The 14,174-nt window shown below is 46.9% G+C and carries 18 protein-coding genes; 4 read left to right on the plus strand and 14 right to left on the minus strand.

Annotation, left to right across the window (positions count from 1 at the left end; all coding sequences use genetic code 11):
- Positions 1-153 precede the first annotated feature (153 nt).
- The 13 genes from ACN9MT_RS08510 to ACN9MT_RS08570 form a co-directional block, all read right to left on the minus strand.
- Entirely contained in the window at positions 154-843 is a 690-nt protein-coding gene (locus tag ACN9MT_RS08510) for a hypothetical protein (protein ID WP_426272039.1), read from the minus strand.
- Positions 844-863: 20 nt separating this feature from the next.
- Entirely contained in the window at positions 864-1,394 is a 531-nt protein-coding gene (locus ACN9MT_RS08515; RefSeq protein ID WP_426272040.1) for a nucleotidyltransferase family protein, read from the minus strand.
- A gap of 155 nt (positions 1,395-1,549) precedes the next feature.
- The gene (locus ACN9MT_RS08520; RefSeq protein WP_426272041.1) at positions 1,550-2,473 is read right to left on the minus strand and encodes a DMT family transporter; all 924 of its coding nucleotides are present in this window, start codon (positions 2,471-2,473) and stop codon (positions 1,550-1,552) included.
- Between the two features lie 104 nt (positions 2,474-2,577).
- On the minus strand, positions 2,578-3,048 hold the full coding sequence (locus ACN9MT_RS08525; protein WP_426272042.1) for a hypothetical protein: 471 nt from the start codon (positions 3,046-3,048) through the stop codon (positions 2,578-2,580).
- Between the two features lie 31 nt (positions 3,049-3,079).
- The gene (locus ACN9MT_RS08530; protein ID WP_035407705.1) at positions 3,080-3,397 is read right to left on the minus strand and encodes a hypothetical protein; all 318 of its coding nucleotides are present in this window, start codon (positions 3,395-3,397) and stop codon (positions 3,080-3,082) included.
- 29 nt (positions 3,398-3,426) lie between these two features.
- Entirely contained in the window at positions 3,427-5,871 is a 2,445-nt protein-coding gene (locus tag ACN9MT_RS08535) for an ABC transporter permease (protein ID WP_426272043.1), read from the minus strand.
- Positions 5,868-6,617: an ABC transporter ATP-binding protein gene (locus tag ACN9MT_RS08540; RefSeq protein ID WP_426273491.1), complete on the minus strand. Its 750-nt coding sequence runs from the start codon at positions 6,615-6,617 to the stop codon at positions 5,868-5,870. The genes ACN9MT_RS08535 and ACN9MT_RS08540 overlap by 4 nt, the downstream gene beginning before the upstream one ends.
- A gap of 96 nt (positions 6,618-6,713) precedes the next feature.
- A complete protein-coding gene (locus tag ACN9MT_RS08545) occupies positions 6,714-7,136 on the minus strand; it encodes a cytidine deaminase (RefSeq protein ID WP_214805028.1) in 423 nt (140 codons plus the stop codon).
- Positions 7,137-7,146: 10 nt separating this feature from the next.
- A complete protein-coding gene (locus tag ACN9MT_RS08550) occupies positions 7,147-7,917 on the minus strand; it encodes an ABC transporter permease (RefSeq protein WP_053453490.1) in 771 nt (256 codons plus the stop codon).
- Complete coding sequence (locus tag ACN9MT_RS08555; RefSeq protein WP_290773881.1) at positions 7,914-8,615, minus strand: ABC transporter ATP-binding protein; 702 nt, start codon at positions 8,613-8,615, stop codon at positions 7,914-7,916. Before ACN9MT_RS08555 ends, ACN9MT_RS08550 begins: the two co-directional genes overlap by 4 nt.
- A 96-nt stretch (positions 8,616-8,711) precedes the next feature.
- Positions 8,712-9,152: an NUDIX domain-containing protein gene (locus tag ACN9MT_RS08560; RefSeq protein ID WP_214854077.1), complete on the minus strand. Its 441-nt coding sequence runs from the start codon at positions 9,150-9,152 to the stop codon at positions 8,712-8,714.
- 39 nt (positions 9,153-9,191) lie between these two features.
- Complete coding sequence (locus ACN9MT_RS08565) at positions 9,192-10,817, minus strand: M3 family metallopeptidase (RefSeq protein WP_426272044.1); 1,626 nt, start codon at positions 10,815-10,817, stop codon at positions 9,192-9,194.
- A 116-nt stretch (positions 10,818-10,933) separates the two neighbouring features.
- On the minus strand, positions 10,934-11,083 hold the full coding sequence (locus ACN9MT_RS08570; RefSeq protein ID WP_023468457.1) for a hypothetical protein: 150 nt from the start codon (positions 11,081-11,083) through the stop codon (positions 10,934-10,936).
- A gap of 100 nt (positions 11,084-11,183) precedes the next feature.
- Between ACN9MT_RS08570 and ACN9MT_RS08575 the strand changes: the two genes are divergently transcribed.
- Both ACN9MT_RS08575 and ACN9MT_RS08580 read left to right on the plus strand, forming a co-directional pair.
- On the plus strand, positions 11,184-11,366 hold the full coding sequence (locus ACN9MT_RS08575; RefSeq protein ID WP_023468458.1) for a hypothetical protein: 183 nt from the start codon (positions 11,184-11,186) through the stop codon (positions 11,364-11,366).
- 6 nt (positions 11,367-11,372) lie between these two features.
- Positions 11,373-12,236 (plus strand): NAD-dependent epimerase/dehydratase family protein, encoded by an 864-nt coding sequence (locus ACN9MT_RS08580; protein WP_426272045.1) that lies wholly within the window; start codon positions 11,373-11,375, stop codon positions 12,234-12,236.
- Between the two features lie 48 nt (positions 12,237-12,284).
- Here the strand turns inward: ACN9MT_RS08580 and ACN9MT_RS08585 are convergent, their stop codons facing one another.
- Positions 12,285-13,271 carry a phosphotransferase gene (locus tag ACN9MT_RS08585; RefSeq protein ID WP_426272046.1) on the minus strand — a complete coding sequence of 329 codons (987 nt, stop codon included), beginning with the start codon at positions 13,269-13,271 and terminating at the stop codon, positions 12,285-12,287.
- Positions 13,272-13,360: 89 nt separating this feature from the next.
- Between ACN9MT_RS08585 and ACN9MT_RS08590 the strand changes: the two genes are divergently transcribed.
- Together ACN9MT_RS08590 and ACN9MT_RS08595 are read left to right on the plus strand one after the other, a co-directional pair.
- Positions 13,361-13,762 (plus strand): VOC family protein, encoded by a 402-nt coding sequence (locus ACN9MT_RS08590; RefSeq protein ID WP_373951054.1) that lies wholly within the window; start codon positions 13,361-13,363, stop codon positions 13,760-13,762.
- A 9-nt stretch (positions 13,763-13,771) separates the two neighbouring features.
- Positions 13,772-14,095 carry a YnfA family protein gene (locus ACN9MT_RS08595; protein ID WP_426272047.1) on the plus strand — a complete coding sequence of 108 codons (324 nt, stop codon included), beginning with the start codon at positions 13,772-13,774 and terminating at the stop codon, positions 14,093-14,095.
- The last annotated feature ends 79 nt before the right edge of the window (positions 14,096-14,174 follow it).

Consider the following 14,174-nt stretch of genomic DNA (forward strand, 5'->3'; position numbering starts at 1 on the left):
TTTTTAATCATCGATTGCTTTCATTATTTTCAACATATGATTGCATGGATAAGATTCCCCCTAAGCAGGACCGATAAACGCACCATAACCTCAACCACATACAATTTCTCACCGGGTCACGGGAAATAAAAAAAAAGACCCACCGAGGCGGATCTAAAAGTCATCGGATAGTTCCGAAATCGGACTGTCTGGAGATGCCGTTATGAGCCGAAGTAGGACTTGTTCTGGTCGATCACTGACAATCCACATCACGTCTGTTCCGTTTTGGTAGGCAAGATTGAGCTGTTTCCCTTGCTTTTGAACGTGTACCTTCAATCCGTTGATGGTACGTACCCGTTTTCCAAATCGTTCCGGAATCTGCTCACTTTTCAGTCGTGTCTCAATTACCGTATAATGACGATTCGTGACAAGTTTCGTCGTCATTTTTTGCTTGTTTCCTTCCCACGCTAGACTCCCCTCGATCGCCTCACCTTTCGTGGATTGGTCCCGAATGAGATCCATCGAACTGCTTAACATCCAGTTCGACTTTTTTTCGTAGATCATCAGCGAATCGTATTGCCCTTCAACCACACTTGCCAGCAGTAGATTATAGTCACCGAATCGTGCGTCCACTCGGAAATCGTCTTTCTTTAACGTATAGGTGGTTTTGTCGCTCAAGTCATACTTAAACTGGTGCTCGGCCGTCTCTACAGCAGTCGGATAGGACCCGCTGTCAAACAGACTCGTACCATCAACGTGAATCTTTTCCTTCACTTCGATATTCTTTTCCGGCGCGCAACCGCTGATACAGAGGAGTCCCATTAGTATGAGCGGTATTGTTTTTTTATAACTGATTCGTTTCATCGCATAAGCTCCTTCTTATTTCATGTACATATATGTAGACCTGGATCGTCTTGCCATCCTTTTTCGATCACCCGTCGCTGAAAAATCGAATGACGCGCGGTGCCGGTTTGAAAAGATGGTGTCGGGCGAATAACTCGATCCGTAAAGTCATCTGCTCCATATGGAAGGTATAGTTCAAAGTCTGATCGTCTCGTCACGCCGATTGCTGTGACGGTCTCAGGAAACTGTGAAATCGCATCCGTCGCAGACTGATAAGGTGGTAATCCATTGACGAGATGCATTCGCGTTTGATTTTTAACAGACCACGGCAAATCCAATAATTTTCGTAACTGTTCTTCATGACGTTTTTCCGTGGCTTCCGAAAGATCAGTAGGATCGAAATAGACGATATCGATGTCCGATGTCGCCTGTCGTTCGACGTTCCAAATCTTTGAGCGTAAGACACCGGCACAGATCCACCAATCCGGTAAATCGAGTCGTTCTACGATCTCTAGCATTTGTTGTAATTCATCGTCTTCTCGTAATCGTCGTTCGATATCCACTAGATTCATGCATTTCTCCTCCGAATCCACTTCCTAAATGATGATTCTTTCTTCAGTTTACCTCAATTCATCGATTAGGAAATCATTTCCTGCTTTTTATTGAGAACGATTAAACAAACAGCTCGTTCTCAACGCATCTATCCATACGTTCGAACGAGCTGTTCTTAAATGCGGATCAACACGATACCTCCAAGCATGACAAGCAGACTGACGATCTGCACACCCGTGACCGGTTGTTTTTTTGCACCGAACCAACCGAAGCGGTCAATTAATAAGCTTCCGGTCAGTAACCCGATCGTGACGATGACGACGGCGAGTCCCGTACCAACGAGCGGAACGATGAACGCATTGCCGGCAACGAACAATGCACCAATCAATCCCCCAATCCAAATCCACGCGGGAAGTGGTTGGGTGCGATCCATTTGCCACTTTGTTCGTAGGATCAGATTTAGCAGCAGTAAGGTAACCGTTCCGATGACGAATGAGATTAATGCCCCTTTCACAGCTGACCCGAGAACACTTCCGAGATGGCCATTGATGGCCGTTTGAGCTGCGCTCATCATTCCCGTAACAATTCCGAGAATACGCCAAACGAGTAACGAGTTCTCTCGTGACTCCACATGTTGCTTCCGTCGTCGTGCCAAATAGTCACCGAGCGCGACCGTCCCAACGACGCCGAACAAAACAAGAATTGCTCCGATGATCCGTGTCAGCGAGAGTGTAGTAACGTTCGCTTCAAACAATCCGAAATGATCGATCAACAGTCCCATGATGACTTGACCGAAAATCGGCATGATGACCGTTTGGACGCCTCCGAGTCGCGGAAACAGCAAGATGTTCCCAGTCAAATAGATGACCCCAAGCAGTCCACCACCCCAAATCCAGAACGGTTCATCGGCAGTAGTCGTGAGACCTGTGAGATTGCCATCGACGAGCAGCACGAGAAGTAGTAAAAATAGTGAGCCGATCGAAAAGGAAATCAGCGAAGCGAGGAACGGTGAACCGACGACGCCTCGCAATCGTGTATTGACACTCGTTTGAACCGGTACGAGTAACCCGATGATGAATCCAATGATGATAGCAAGCATACGAGGACCTCCTTTTTCATGTGCTTCTCCATCATACGGTAGCCTCTCGTGCTGAAGCGACAAGATTGCTTAAAAAGAGCCGGTTCAATGACCGGCTCCACGATTCAAATCTTTTTCCACGTCTTCGGATACGTCCGCAATTCCTTCTTTGTCGGATGCTCGACATCGAGCCGCTTTCCATTACGTTCAAGTAGCATATCGGATACGAGCAAAACAATTGCAAGGACGACGTAGACGGCAAAACTTAGGAAAAACGGTAAATCGAATACGATAATCATCGGGAAGAATAATCCCATTAAGATGACGAAAAAGAAATCCGTTACGTACTGCCATTGAATGATCTTCTTCATCCGTGGTTCTTCTGTCAACGCCATATCACGTTCGACTTCTTGCGAGTGAATCCGCGCAATCCAGACTAGTGCTACAAATAATAAAAGTAGTGACCAGTACATGTCCCGATTGGCGACGACTAACAAGATGCTAAAGCCGTACAGTAACGAGCTGTACAAACGTGGTTTAGCGAGTTGACGTTTTTCTTCTTGAATGAACGCGATACGTTCGGCTTTCGTTTTCATTTAAATCCCCCAACTGATTCAACGTACCTGTTTAATCTGATCGAACGGTTCGTGATCGACCGATGTATTCGACCTTATTCTGAAATACTCGGTACATCCGGTATTCTCCAGTCGGTGCCGATTTCAATTGAACGGCAATCTGGTGACGTCGTGATTTTGATGATTCGGACGCTACGAAATAAGGTTTGACTGACGCGATATTGTCGCGCCCGAACTGCTTAGTCACGTGCCGAACGACTTGCACTTCAACGATTTGCTCATAGGTTGCATCCCGTTCATCTGCGATCATCCACCAACCAACACCGCCAATCACTACAAGTAATAGAATCGCCCCGATCGTTTTTCGCATTTCGATCCCCCCGGTTCACTTGCCCATACTTACTGTTTCAATTCGTGAACGAGGTTTTCCTGCTTCCGTCGGGTGACGAACCAAGCGATGGCTAGGACAAGCACCACCAAACCGGCAATCGTTCCAGCAATCGTCGGGACGTTGAGATAGAATGATCCTGTATCATCAATCCGTGTCACGAAGATTGTCGCACCAAGACCACTGATTAGTCCAAAGATGATGCCGCTCCCAATGAACAAGAGCATTTGAATGAGTGTCAATTGACGCAGCCTGTTTCGAGTCAGCGCAATCGTCCGTAGCAAGGCATACTCGCCTCGTTTTCCACTCACGAAACTGAGTAAGGCGTTCGCAAGTCCGAACCAGACGGATCCACTCATGACGACAAGCGCAATGATGAAGACGAACCAACGTTCCGTCGTTTGTCGCTCCGCATCATGAAGCGCGTCAGATAGTCGATTCATTTGCAATGTCGGATAACTTTGCGTGATCTCTGATAATTTTTTTGTCACTTGCGCCTTCTTTAACTCGGATGGAACGTCGATAAAGACATTCAACATGTGATCGCTTGGTTGCCGTAGCTCCTCATTCCGCCAATCCACGAGGATGTCTGGTGCTATCTTCTTTTCGATTCCAACGATTCGGAATTGACCGAGCGAAACACTTCGTTCTTGTTCCCCGTCCCATCGGCCGAGCGGCAACGTATCGCCTTTTTGGAGACTGTGTTTTTTAGCGAAGGTACGTGAGATGATGATTCCGTCTGTGTCACTCGTCTGTTCTCCTTCTAAGACGTCAAGACGACGATAGTCCGTCACTTCGTACTCGATTGAGACATCTTCCTGAGGCAACTGGTATTCAAAGGAGCTTCGAGACGATAGGAAGGTCGCTTTTGCGCCAGGTAGCTCGGTTTCAATCCGTCGAATCAATTGCAGCGGATCCCCTTGCGATCCTTCATCCAAGCGACTCTGTAAGACGACTTCCGTCGGATATTGGCTGATGATGTAGTTCCGCTCGTTTTGTTGCACCGTCTCAAGGAACGTCGAGCCGATGACGACGATGATCATTAAGACTTGAACGATCAGCATCAACCAGGCATTTTTCCGAAGTTGCGGCAACACGCCCCGGAAGGCGACGAAACTCGTCGGTCCCGCTAACCGTCGAACAATCGGTTCCGCTCGATGCAGCACTCCCTTCAAGAGCAGTGGCGTCGCAAGATACATCGTCAGTAAAAAGGCGATGGTCGCACCAAGCCAGGTCATCGCCCGCGCTCCTTCTGTGCTTGCGATCACTTCTGCGAATAAGATCAAGCTAGCAGTCAACCCACTACTAGCAAGGACGAGACGTTTTCGTCGTGTTGGTCGTGACGCCGTTTTTAGATTTTCTCGTAAGACGTGGAGCGGTAAGACATCCCGTTTTCGGTAAGCCGTACTCGCGAGCAACAGCAGAATTAACAAGGCACTACCGAACGTTACGAGCATCAAGAACGCTCCCTGTTCAATCATGAGGGAGACAATCATCTTACCCTCTGTCGGCCATACGAGTTGACCAAGTAACGGTAAGCAAATACTCCCTAGAATCGTAAGCATCATTCCGGCTAAGACAATCAACCCAGATTGAACGAAGAACAGCTGGAACAGTTGTCGTGTTGTCGCCCCAAGCGTCCGCATGATCGCAAATTGGACAGCATGTTTACGTAAATACAAGTCGAAGTTCGCCATCAAGATGAAGCCGGAGACGACAAGGATTAGCAATGATAAGATTCCAATATAGCCATTCATCGCTTGAGAGAGTGCTTGTCCTTCTGAAAGCTCAACGCGGAGCTTCGGATTCGATTGGACGAGCGTATCGGCATAGCGTACGACATCCTTCCCTTCTTTCATATCGAGCAAAATTGCTTTGGTTTCGCTTATGTGATGTTTTTGCAAATCAGCATATGAAAGCAGGACTTGATCTTGCGCGTTCTTTGATGTTTTGGTGTCCGGTAGAATCTCGCGAATCTGATACGTTTCTTCTCCGACGCGAAGCGTTTGCCCGACACTACGATCAAGCGACGTCGCGAGTCGAGCTGACACGATCGCTTCTCCCTGTTTCAACTCGTTCGTGAAATGATACCGACTTTTCGTCAGGGCATCCGAATGAACTCCTATCGTCTCCACGTCGGCCATTGTTTGACCAGCGACGCGCGCAGTCGTTTGTAAGATCGACTCTGCTCTCAAGACATCGTGATCCTTTTTAAGTTGCTCAAACACGGACTGATCCTTCCGCTCGTCTTCAGGTGTATATTTGACCGTCAGATCGACTTGACCATATCTTTGTTCACGATCCGCTTCGATAGCGGCTTGATTATGTAATAAAAAAATGACCATCGTTAAGACAAGACCAATCGAAATTATGACGCTTCCGATTGAGGTCACTAAAATCATCGGACTTTTACGGTACAGTCGGTGGGAAAGACGGAAGAGATGTTGTCGTTTCATACAGCCCCCACGAACTGCTCGTATGTCTCTAAGATCGGTGCCATGTCTCCGGTCGACAGCTGATCGGCGACGATCTGTCCGTCATGGAAATACAGCACCCGCTTCGCATGAGCGGCTACGGTCGCATCATGGGTCACGAGCAGGATGCTCGTCTGTTGTTCTCGATTAAGTTCTTGTAGCAACTGCATGATTTCAGCAGATGTCTTGAAATCGAGGTTCCCCGTCGGCTCATCCGCTAAGATGATCGGTGGTCGACTGATCAAGGCACGTGCAATCGCGACACGTTGTTGTTGTCCACCCGACAGCTCTTGCGGTCGATGATTGTTCCACTTCGTCAGTCCGACTCGTTTGAGCCAAATCTCTACCTCTTGGTTGATCGTTTTGTCATCCATCCCCTTCAACATCAATGGTAAGGCGATGTTCTCCTGGACCGTCAAGTCATCGAGCAGGTGAAACGATTGAAAGATGAACCCGATGTGTTGCTGACGGTACAACGTCGCTGCGGGTTCAGTAAAAATGTCGTGTTGCCGTTTTTCCTTTAAGGTCAACGTTCCGCCGGTTGGCGCGTCAAGCGCTCCCAGGATATTCAACAGTGTACTTTCCCCGGAGCCACTCGTGCCCATGATGGCGATGAACCCTCCTTCCTCTAATGTAAAGCTGACTTGCTTCAATGCATGAATCGTCTCCGTACCACGTATGTAGGTTTTTGATAACCGTTCGACTTCTAATAAAGCTGACACGCATATCCCTCCTTAGTTATTCCGTCTTTATCATAATCATAATAAGGATGATTTAGAAGTAAATGCAAAAAACTCCTCATCTAAATGACGAGGAGTTACTGGTTATTGTCGAACATATTTTAATGGAATCAAATCTGCAATCCGGACTTTCGTCAACTGATCGTCGATCGTTAAGAGGACAAATGCGTCCGGTGCATAGTCGGAAATCAATTCGCGACACATGCCGCACGGACTGACGACACGAATCGTTCGGTCCGCCTCATCCGAATAGGGATGTCGGACGGCGACGATCGTCTCAAAATCCGTCAATCCATCCGTGATGGCGGAACCAATCGTGATGGCTTCCGCGCACACCGTCACCCGTCCGATATACGCTTCGACATGAACACCCGTTTTCGTCGCGCCATCTTTTGTCCGCAACGCAGCTGCGACGTGATGTTTATCGTCAGCGTAACGGCTTTGAATCGTTTCGGTTGCTAGTTCGACCAGTTGCAGGTCGGCTTCAGTAATCGGATAAGTCTGCATAACGTGCTCCTTAAGTGTCTTTTTTCTTATAGGTCAAACCGATGAATTGTGCTTTTTCATTGAATAGTCGACGGTAGGATAGAAAACCAACGAGGACCGATGCCATCGCCGCCGTCGTCAAGATGAGGAATAGAATCAATAGTTGATAAAGGACCGCTTCCATTGGATCCGCGCCACCGATGATCAACCCACTCATCATCCCTGGCAATTGGACGAGGCCCATCGTTTTTTGCGCTTCAATCGTTGGAATCATACTTGTCCGGATCGCGCCTTTTAAGCTCGTATCAATCGCTGTCTTCGCATCTCCACCAAGCGAAAGAATCAGTTCGATGACCTCGTCGCTTCGTTCGACCTCGTCCTTGAACTTATTAAGAAACAACAAGGACAAAATCATACAGTTCCCAATGACCATCCCGCTGATCGGAATGACTTGCTGGGCTTCAAACGGAATGATTTGTAATCCAAGCAAAATGCCCATCGTCAATGCTTCGACCGCAATCAGTGTGAACAAGATGATCCACTGGATCCCGGGAATCCCGTCTCCTTTACGGATGACGTTCAGTGTCGCTGCACCGATCATCAACAAAATCATCAGTAACATGAAGATTGGACTACCGCTTTCAAAGACGAACGTCAAAATATAACCGATGATCAAGAGTTGGACGATTGATCGAACGGTTGCGATGAGGATGTCCTTCTCTAGACCAAGCCGTAACGTCCGCGCTAAGACGAGGGGGATCAAAATGAAGATCAGCGAAGTCGCCAGTTGGAGGTAACTCATACCGATACCCCCTTCAAGAACGCTTGTGTCTCTGCTTGACCACTTGAAACGAGTTCTTTAAAAGCACCAGACTCGATCAATCGACCGTCTTTTAAAAACCAGACGTCGTCGCTGACCCGCTTGGCTTGCTCTAAGTCATGCGTAATCCAAATGATCGTCGTCTGCAACTCCTGCTGTAAATCAAGAATCAGCTTCTCAATTTCTTGTACCATCCGGTAATCGAGACTTGCCGTGATTTCGTCAAGCAACAGGACGTCCGGTCGATTAACGAGTGTTCGTGCGATTCCGAGTCGGCTCCGTTCGCCACCGGACAAATCTTTGACCGGTCGTTCAAGTTCGACGGATAGTTCGACTTGTTGTAGCAAGCGTTCCGCCTCCTCGCGTGGCAACGATTCCCCGAAGATCGATTTCGGTAAATTGATATTATCGTAGACGGTACCTGGAATCATCGGCGCGCTTTGGAACGCCATTCCGATCCGTTTGCGGACGTCGAGCAGATTCATCTGCTCGAGTGGTTCGCCTCGAAAACAAATTTCGCCGCGATCGGGAGAAATAAGTCCGTTGATGTGTTTCAATGTCGTGGATTTTCCGGCACCACTCGGTCCGACGAGCGTCGTAATGACACCTTCTCGGAACTCACCCGTTATTTCGTGTAAGATGTGTTGATAGCTGACTTCGTGAAACGTAAGAATCGACATACTGTGTGTTCACCTGACTTTCTACAAATTTCGGGTAATACACCTGTAATGTTGTACCCGAAAATCCGTCACCTTAGTACGTCAAGCAACACTTCCTTATGCGTGAATGATCTCTCCGGCAAAATCATACGGTACCGTTCGACCAGCAAAGAGCGATTCTTTTGACGCTTCCGGTAAATTGAGGTGTTTGAACGCTTCTTCACGGTCCATCCAGACGAGTCCGGAAATCTCTTCCGGAACATTCGTTTTTAACTGACCGGAAGTGATTTCTCCCGCGAAGAAGAAAAAGAGACAATGTTCCCCCGCTTGCGGGAAGAATGCTTCCGCCACATGGACGATGTCACCTGGAATGATGGTGAAGCCTGTCTCCTCAAGTACTTCACGCGTGATTGCAGTATGTAGCGTTTCGTCATGTTCGACGGTTCCTCCCGGCAGTGTATAGTAGTCACCGTGTTCGCCACGGTTCTCGACCATCAATATCTGACTGCCTGTAGTATTGAATAACGTCGCATAGACAATGTTTTTACGTATATTCATGTTCGTCCTCCTATCGTTTTGTACATCTGTCGCTCCGGATTAAGACTTTCTCTTTTTAACATCTTCGTCGTCTGATTGATCTAACTCATTTATCCAAGCTTCGATTTGACCTTCTAGAAATGTCAGCAACTCTCTCATTTTCGCATCACTCGGTAAGAATGACACACCCGTTCTGGCATAGATGTCTTGCACCGAATGGGTTTGACTAAGCGCTAAAGCTGCGATGAAGTCTTTCATCGTTTGGTCAGGATCTTTCGTAAAACGATGATACAACTGAAGAGCAGCAATTTGGGCGATCGCATATTCAATGTAATAAAATGGCGTCTCAAAGAGATGAATGACACTCATCCATTCGAGTCCTTTCCAATCGAGCGTTTCCGACCAATCGAGGATGTCCGTATCATACGTCTCCCGGAGACGTGCAAAAGAAGCTTGTCGTTCTTCCGGCAGATGGTCCGGGTGAGCATAGAGCCACGACTGGAAACGATCAACGATGATCGTTTGCGGCAAGAACTCCACTATCGAACGGATCTGTTCGAGTTTCGCTCGAGCAACGTCTCTTCGATCTGGAATCACTTGGTGCCACTCGTTCATCGTCAACAGCTCAAGTGACATGGCGGCGAATTCCCCTACTTCGAGCGGAATCGGTTGAAGTCCATCATACGTCTCTTTCATTGCATCGTGATGGACGGCATGCCCCATCTCGTGCATGAAGATGACGAGATCATCGAATGTCTGCATACGATTCATGAACAAGAATGATTGACGTTCGACGGGTAAATACTCACAAAATCCTCCTCCAGCTTTGTTTGAACGGGCATCGATATCGAGATGAACCGCTTGGCGCATTTCTTGTAATATGTCAGCAAAAGACGGATGAACGCTCTCAAGAATCGCTTGTGCCTTATCTAAAAATGAAGCGTCAGAACCGGTTATGCGATGATCAATCTGCGTATAGGCCGATTGCCGGACGTCCCACGGATGGAGCGCCTGTTTGCCAAGAAACGTTTGTTGCTCGCGCTGAAATTGCTGTTTAACCGGTCGGAAATAAGTTTGAACGATGCTGGCGTAATGATTGACATCCTTGCTTGAATAATCGATACGACCAAGCTCCGAAAAAGCCAATTCTTCGTAACCCGCCTGATGGCTTGCAGAAGCACGCACTTGTCGCAAGTCGACAAGTTGCGAAAATAATCGTTGAATGACGGATTCATTCGTCCGGAACGCTTCTTCAATCGATAAGAATGCTTGTTTCCGTGTCGGCTCATCTGCATCAAATAAGGCGGCATAGAGATCAGAAACCACTTCTCCTGATTGTGTCAGCATCGTTGCCTCAATCCGAAGATACTCTTGGATGAGACGCGCTTCCTCTTCCGTTACACGCGTCGCTCTGAGTGACTGTTTCCAGAGTGCTCGCGTTCGGAGCGGGACATCGTCGCGAGAGATAAGATTCATTTTTACCGAACGTCTTAACGTATCGAGTTTGTCTGATAGCTGCTGACGTCCTTGTTCGTATGTATTACTTGCGTCCGAGTCTGTCACGTCTTGGAGATACATGATTTTTTGTTTAAGCAACGATTCTTCCAATTCAAGAATCGAATGAATTCGACTTTTCACGTCCTGTACGTACAAAATATTGTCTGTCTGTAGTTGAGATTTCCTCAAAATCGTCCACATCTCCTTTCACCATATTCTAGTATACATTTTATTCCAGACTTATAATTGATTTATCGCTAAAAAAGAGCACCCAGTCTTTCGACCGAATGCTCCTATACATGCCTTCAAAAATCACGATGATTTTGTTGCTGATGGACATCATGTTGATTCAATGTATATTCCTGATCGTCGAGCGATCGATGTTTCGATTGACTCCGCGCTGAAATGAACCAAACGACTCCACCAACGGCGAGAAAAATAGCAATAAAGATCATAGACGCCCTCCTTTAGATTCCTTTTTTACTTTATTCTTCCAACACCCTGGTTTTTCCTTTACGATAAGATAGAAGATTCAAATATATAGGAGGCGATAGGATGTTTGGTAAAGAACCGACATGTATGCATTGTGGCAAAACAATCGAAGGAAACGAAAAAGTCTACATTCAAATGCGCTATCCGAAACATCGCGGGATGACGGAAGTCAAAGCATACCTAAAAAGCGAAGGACGTTTCATTTGTGAGCAATGTTTCGCTGAAAAGACAGAGTCAAAGGGGTAAGCACTTATGAACCTGAAAGAGAGTACGATTTTAGTTACAGGAATGACCGGAACGCTTGGCTCTCGTGTCGCGCGACGCTTCCTAGAGGAAGTGCGTGAAGTTCGAGGACTCTATCGTTCTCAGGAACAGGCGAACAAGCATTCACTAAATGGCGTGATTCCAGTCATTGGTGAGCTCGGTAATCCGCCTTCGCTTCTTGCAGCACTTCAAGGCGTTGATCTCTTGATTCACTGTGCTGCCTACCTTGGGGATGACCCCGACTTAGCGGAAGAAGCAAACGTCACAGGTGTGAAACATCTCGCCGATGCTGCAACAAATGCTTGTGTCAAGCGCATCATACATATCTCGACGACTTCCGTTTACGGAGAAGTCGTGAGTGGACATTTTTCGGAAACGTCACCGCTCCCACCGTCAGAGCACGTCTACATTCATACAAAGCAGTTATCGGAACGCCTGTTACAGGAATATACACCCGATTCCGATTTAATCATTCTCCGACCTGGTTCTATTTGTGCCGAGGAGCAGTCCTACTGGGGAGATCGACAAGTCGAGCGGATGAAAGCGGCAGACCTCATTACTTGGGTACACCCGGACGACGTCGTTCCGTGGATCCATACGGATAACCTAGCCGAGATGATTGTTCTTGCTGCAATAAATGCGCAAGATGGGGACATCTTTAATGCGATTGATATCAATCTGCCAGAAACAGATTTCCGCATGAAATTGATTACAGCGAGTGGTAAACCATTTAAAGTACCAGATCGTTCAGCGGAACAAGCGACATTTTCGAATGACCGCATCAAGCAACTCGGGTATGTTTCGTTTCGTACTCCTGAATCAACCGTTGAACATCTAGTCAAATCATTTTAATAACGAAAGAGGCATCGAATCGAATGATTCAGTGCCTCTTTCTTATGATCATCTTGCCAATATCCACTTAATCCAGAGATTCCGATCGTGAACCTGTAGTTCTTTTATCGTCAAAAGAACCTGTTCTGTCTCGAGCGTCCGTTCCACTTCAGGTATACCATGTTTCCCGAGTGAGCGATCCAGATTGAATCGAAGCCAATCTAGCTTCCCTTGGACACTGATGTCAATGATGTATACCCAGTCAACGATAGGCAAAGATTGCTCTGTTTGATAGCCGTCAAGGAAAGCAGAAAATCGATCATGATCAAACGTGTCGTCTTTACGCTTTGACCAATAACAGGCGGTCTCAAATAAATCGACGGCACGATGAATCAACCCTGCAGACTCCCAGTCGATCAAGACCGGATCATTTGTTGTCCAGAGAACATTTTTCGGATCAAGATCACGATGGCTGACGATCCAATCCGCAGGTAGTTGCAGTTTTGCTTCTTGTGCTAATCGCTCCAGTCGTTGTAGCTGTTCCTGCTCTTCGACTAGCAACTGTAGCCAGTCTGATTGCTGTCGCTTTCCTTCTTCTATATATCCGTTCCAATCGATTGGCATATTGGAGGTATCCGGCTGTGAAAAACCAGTCGTCGCCACGGAAAGACCGTGTAACCTTCCTAGTTGAACTCCGATTTGTCGTGCATGTGTCGGTCGAATTTGATCGGCTGATAACGTCTCGCCATCGACCCAATCAAACAAAAGGTAATCAGAACCATTAATCGTCTGTACCACTTGATCGTTGACGCGACGTGCTGGTAATGCTGCTAAGTAAAGAGATGCTTGCATCGCAACGTCTTCTGACATTTTAAAGTTGTTTCGTGCTTCAGAGCGTCGCATGATTTCCGGATTCAATCGTTTTAAGACATAGAATCCTTTCGTTGTCTGTAGTCGCCACGTCTCATGCAGAAGACCACCCGTCAATCGGATAGGTTCGCTGATCGTTTGCCCTATCGAAAAACGTTCACACATCAAATTTATGGCATGTTGCATCGTATTCTCCATTTCTATCACTCCAACTGATCCGCGAAATGCTACACTAGTTCTGCATGATTTCATTGAACACGAAGGAAGGTTTTAGTATGAAACAAATTCATCACATTTGCATTCAGACGACGGATTACGTCGCGTCTAAACAATTTTATGAACAGCTCGGCTTTTCGCTCGTTCAAGAAACACCCGATTTTCATGACCGCGACTTTAACAGCTGGTTACGTCTCGGTGATTTCTACATCGAGTTACAGACACCCAAATCCGGTCAACCGTTCACCGATTACACGAAACAAGCAGCGGGTCCTGTTCATTTCGCCCTCTATGTTGACGACTTGCAAGAGGAAGTAACACGACTGGAACAACTCGGGATGCCTTTTTTACCAAAACACGGTGGCAACATCTATTTCGTCGTCGATGGACATCTGAGTAAATTAAAAGCACCGGAAGGAACGATCATCGAATTGCGTGATACGTTTGCGATCGAGGGTTGAATCGTGATCATGTCGGCTTTCATTTTCTTTATTGCTGGTTTAAGTGAGATTGGTGGCGGATATCTGATTTGGCTATGGCTAAGAGAGGGACGACCTTCGTACTTCGGTCTGACTGGTGGATTGATCCTGATTTTATATGGCATCATTGCTACGTTTCAGCAATTTCCAACATTCAGTCGCGTCTATGCAGCTTATGGTGGTGTATTCATCGTCATGTCCGTATTTTGGGGCTGGATCGTAGATCGTAAATCACCAGATACCTATGACATAATTGGTACCTTAATCTGTTTAATCGGTGTCAGCGTCATGCTGTTTGCTCCACGCCACGGTTAAAGTAACATAACTTCTTACTACATATCATTAATAATAGCTAAATAGCTAACGACGCGTATCTTAGAAGTACTCAGGTACG

Origin of the sequence: Exiguobacterium sp. R-17 (assembly GCF_049913315.1) — a bacterium.
Lineage (GTDB): Bacteria > Bacillota > Bacilli > Exiguobacteriales > Exiguobacteriaceae > Exiguobacterium_A.

What these genes read in the sequence shown, in the direction of transcription:
- ACN9MT_RS08535 (WP_426272043.1), bottom strand. Translation starts at nt 5,871, where the DNA reads ATGAAACGACAACATCTCTTCCGTCTTTCCCACCGACTGTACCGTAAA.
- ACN9MT_RS08525 (WP_426272042.1), bottom strand. Translation starts at nt 3,048, where the DNA reads ATGAAAACGAAAGCCGAACGTATCGCGTTCATTCAAGAAGAAAAACGT.
- ACN9MT_RS08515 (WP_426272040.1), bottom strand. Translation starts at nt 1,394, where the DNA reads ATGAATCTAGTGGATATCGAACGACGATTACGAGAAGACGATGAATTA.
- ACN9MT_RS08555 (WP_290773881.1), bottom strand. Translation starts at nt 8,615, where the DNA reads ATGTCGATTCTTACGTTTCACGAAGTCAGCTATCAACACATCTTACAC.
- ACN9MT_RS08570 (WP_023468457.1), bottom strand. Translation starts at nt 11,083, where the DNA reads ATGATCTTTATTGCTATTTTTCTCGCCGTTGGTGGAGTCGTTTGGTTC.
- ACN9MT_RS08510 (WP_426272039.1), bottom strand. Translation starts at nt 843, where the DNA reads ATGAAACGAATCAGTTATAAAAAAACAATACCGCTCATACTAATGGGA.
- ACN9MT_RS08590 (WP_373951054.1), top strand. Translation starts at nt 13,361, where the DNA reads ATGAAACAAATTCATCACATTTGCATTCAGACGACGGATTACGTCGCG.
- ACN9MT_RS08550 (WP_053453490.1), bottom strand. Translation starts at nt 7,917, where the DNA reads ATGAGTTACCTCCAACTGGCGACTTCGCTGATCTTCATTTTGATCCCC.
- ACN9MT_RS08575 (WP_023468458.1), top strand. Translation starts at nt 11,184, where the DNA reads ATGTTTGGTAAAGAACCGACATGTATGCATTGTGGCAAAACAATCGAA.
- ACN9MT_RS08580 (WP_426272045.1), top strand. Translation starts at nt 11,373, where the DNA reads ATGAACCTGAAAGAGAGTACGATTTTAGTTACAGGAATGACCGGAACG.
- ACN9MT_RS08545 (WP_214805028.1), bottom strand. Translation starts at nt 7,136, where the DNA reads ATGCAGACTTATCCGATTACTGAAGCCGACCTGCAACTGGTCGAACTA.
- ACN9MT_RS08530 (WP_035407705.1), bottom strand. Translation starts at nt 3,397, where the DNA reads ATGCGAAAAACGATCGGGGCGATTCTATTACTTGTAGTGATTGGCGGT.
- ACN9MT_RS08585 (WP_426272046.1), bottom strand. Translation starts at nt 13,271, where the DNA reads ATGCAACATGCCATAAATTTGATGTGTGAACGTTTTTCGATAGGGCAA.
- ACN9MT_RS08595 (WP_426272047.1), top strand. Translation starts at nt 13,772, where the DNA reads ATGTCGGCTTTCATTTTCTTTATTGCTGGTTTAAGTGAGATTGGTGGC.
- ACN9MT_RS08520 (WP_426272041.1), bottom strand. Translation starts at nt 2,473, where the DNA reads ATGCTTGCTATCATCATTGGATTCATCATCGGGTTACTCGTACCGGTT.
- ACN9MT_RS08560 (WP_214854077.1), bottom strand. Translation starts at nt 9,152, where the DNA reads ATGAATATACGTAAAAACATTGTCTATGCGACGTTATTCAATACTACA.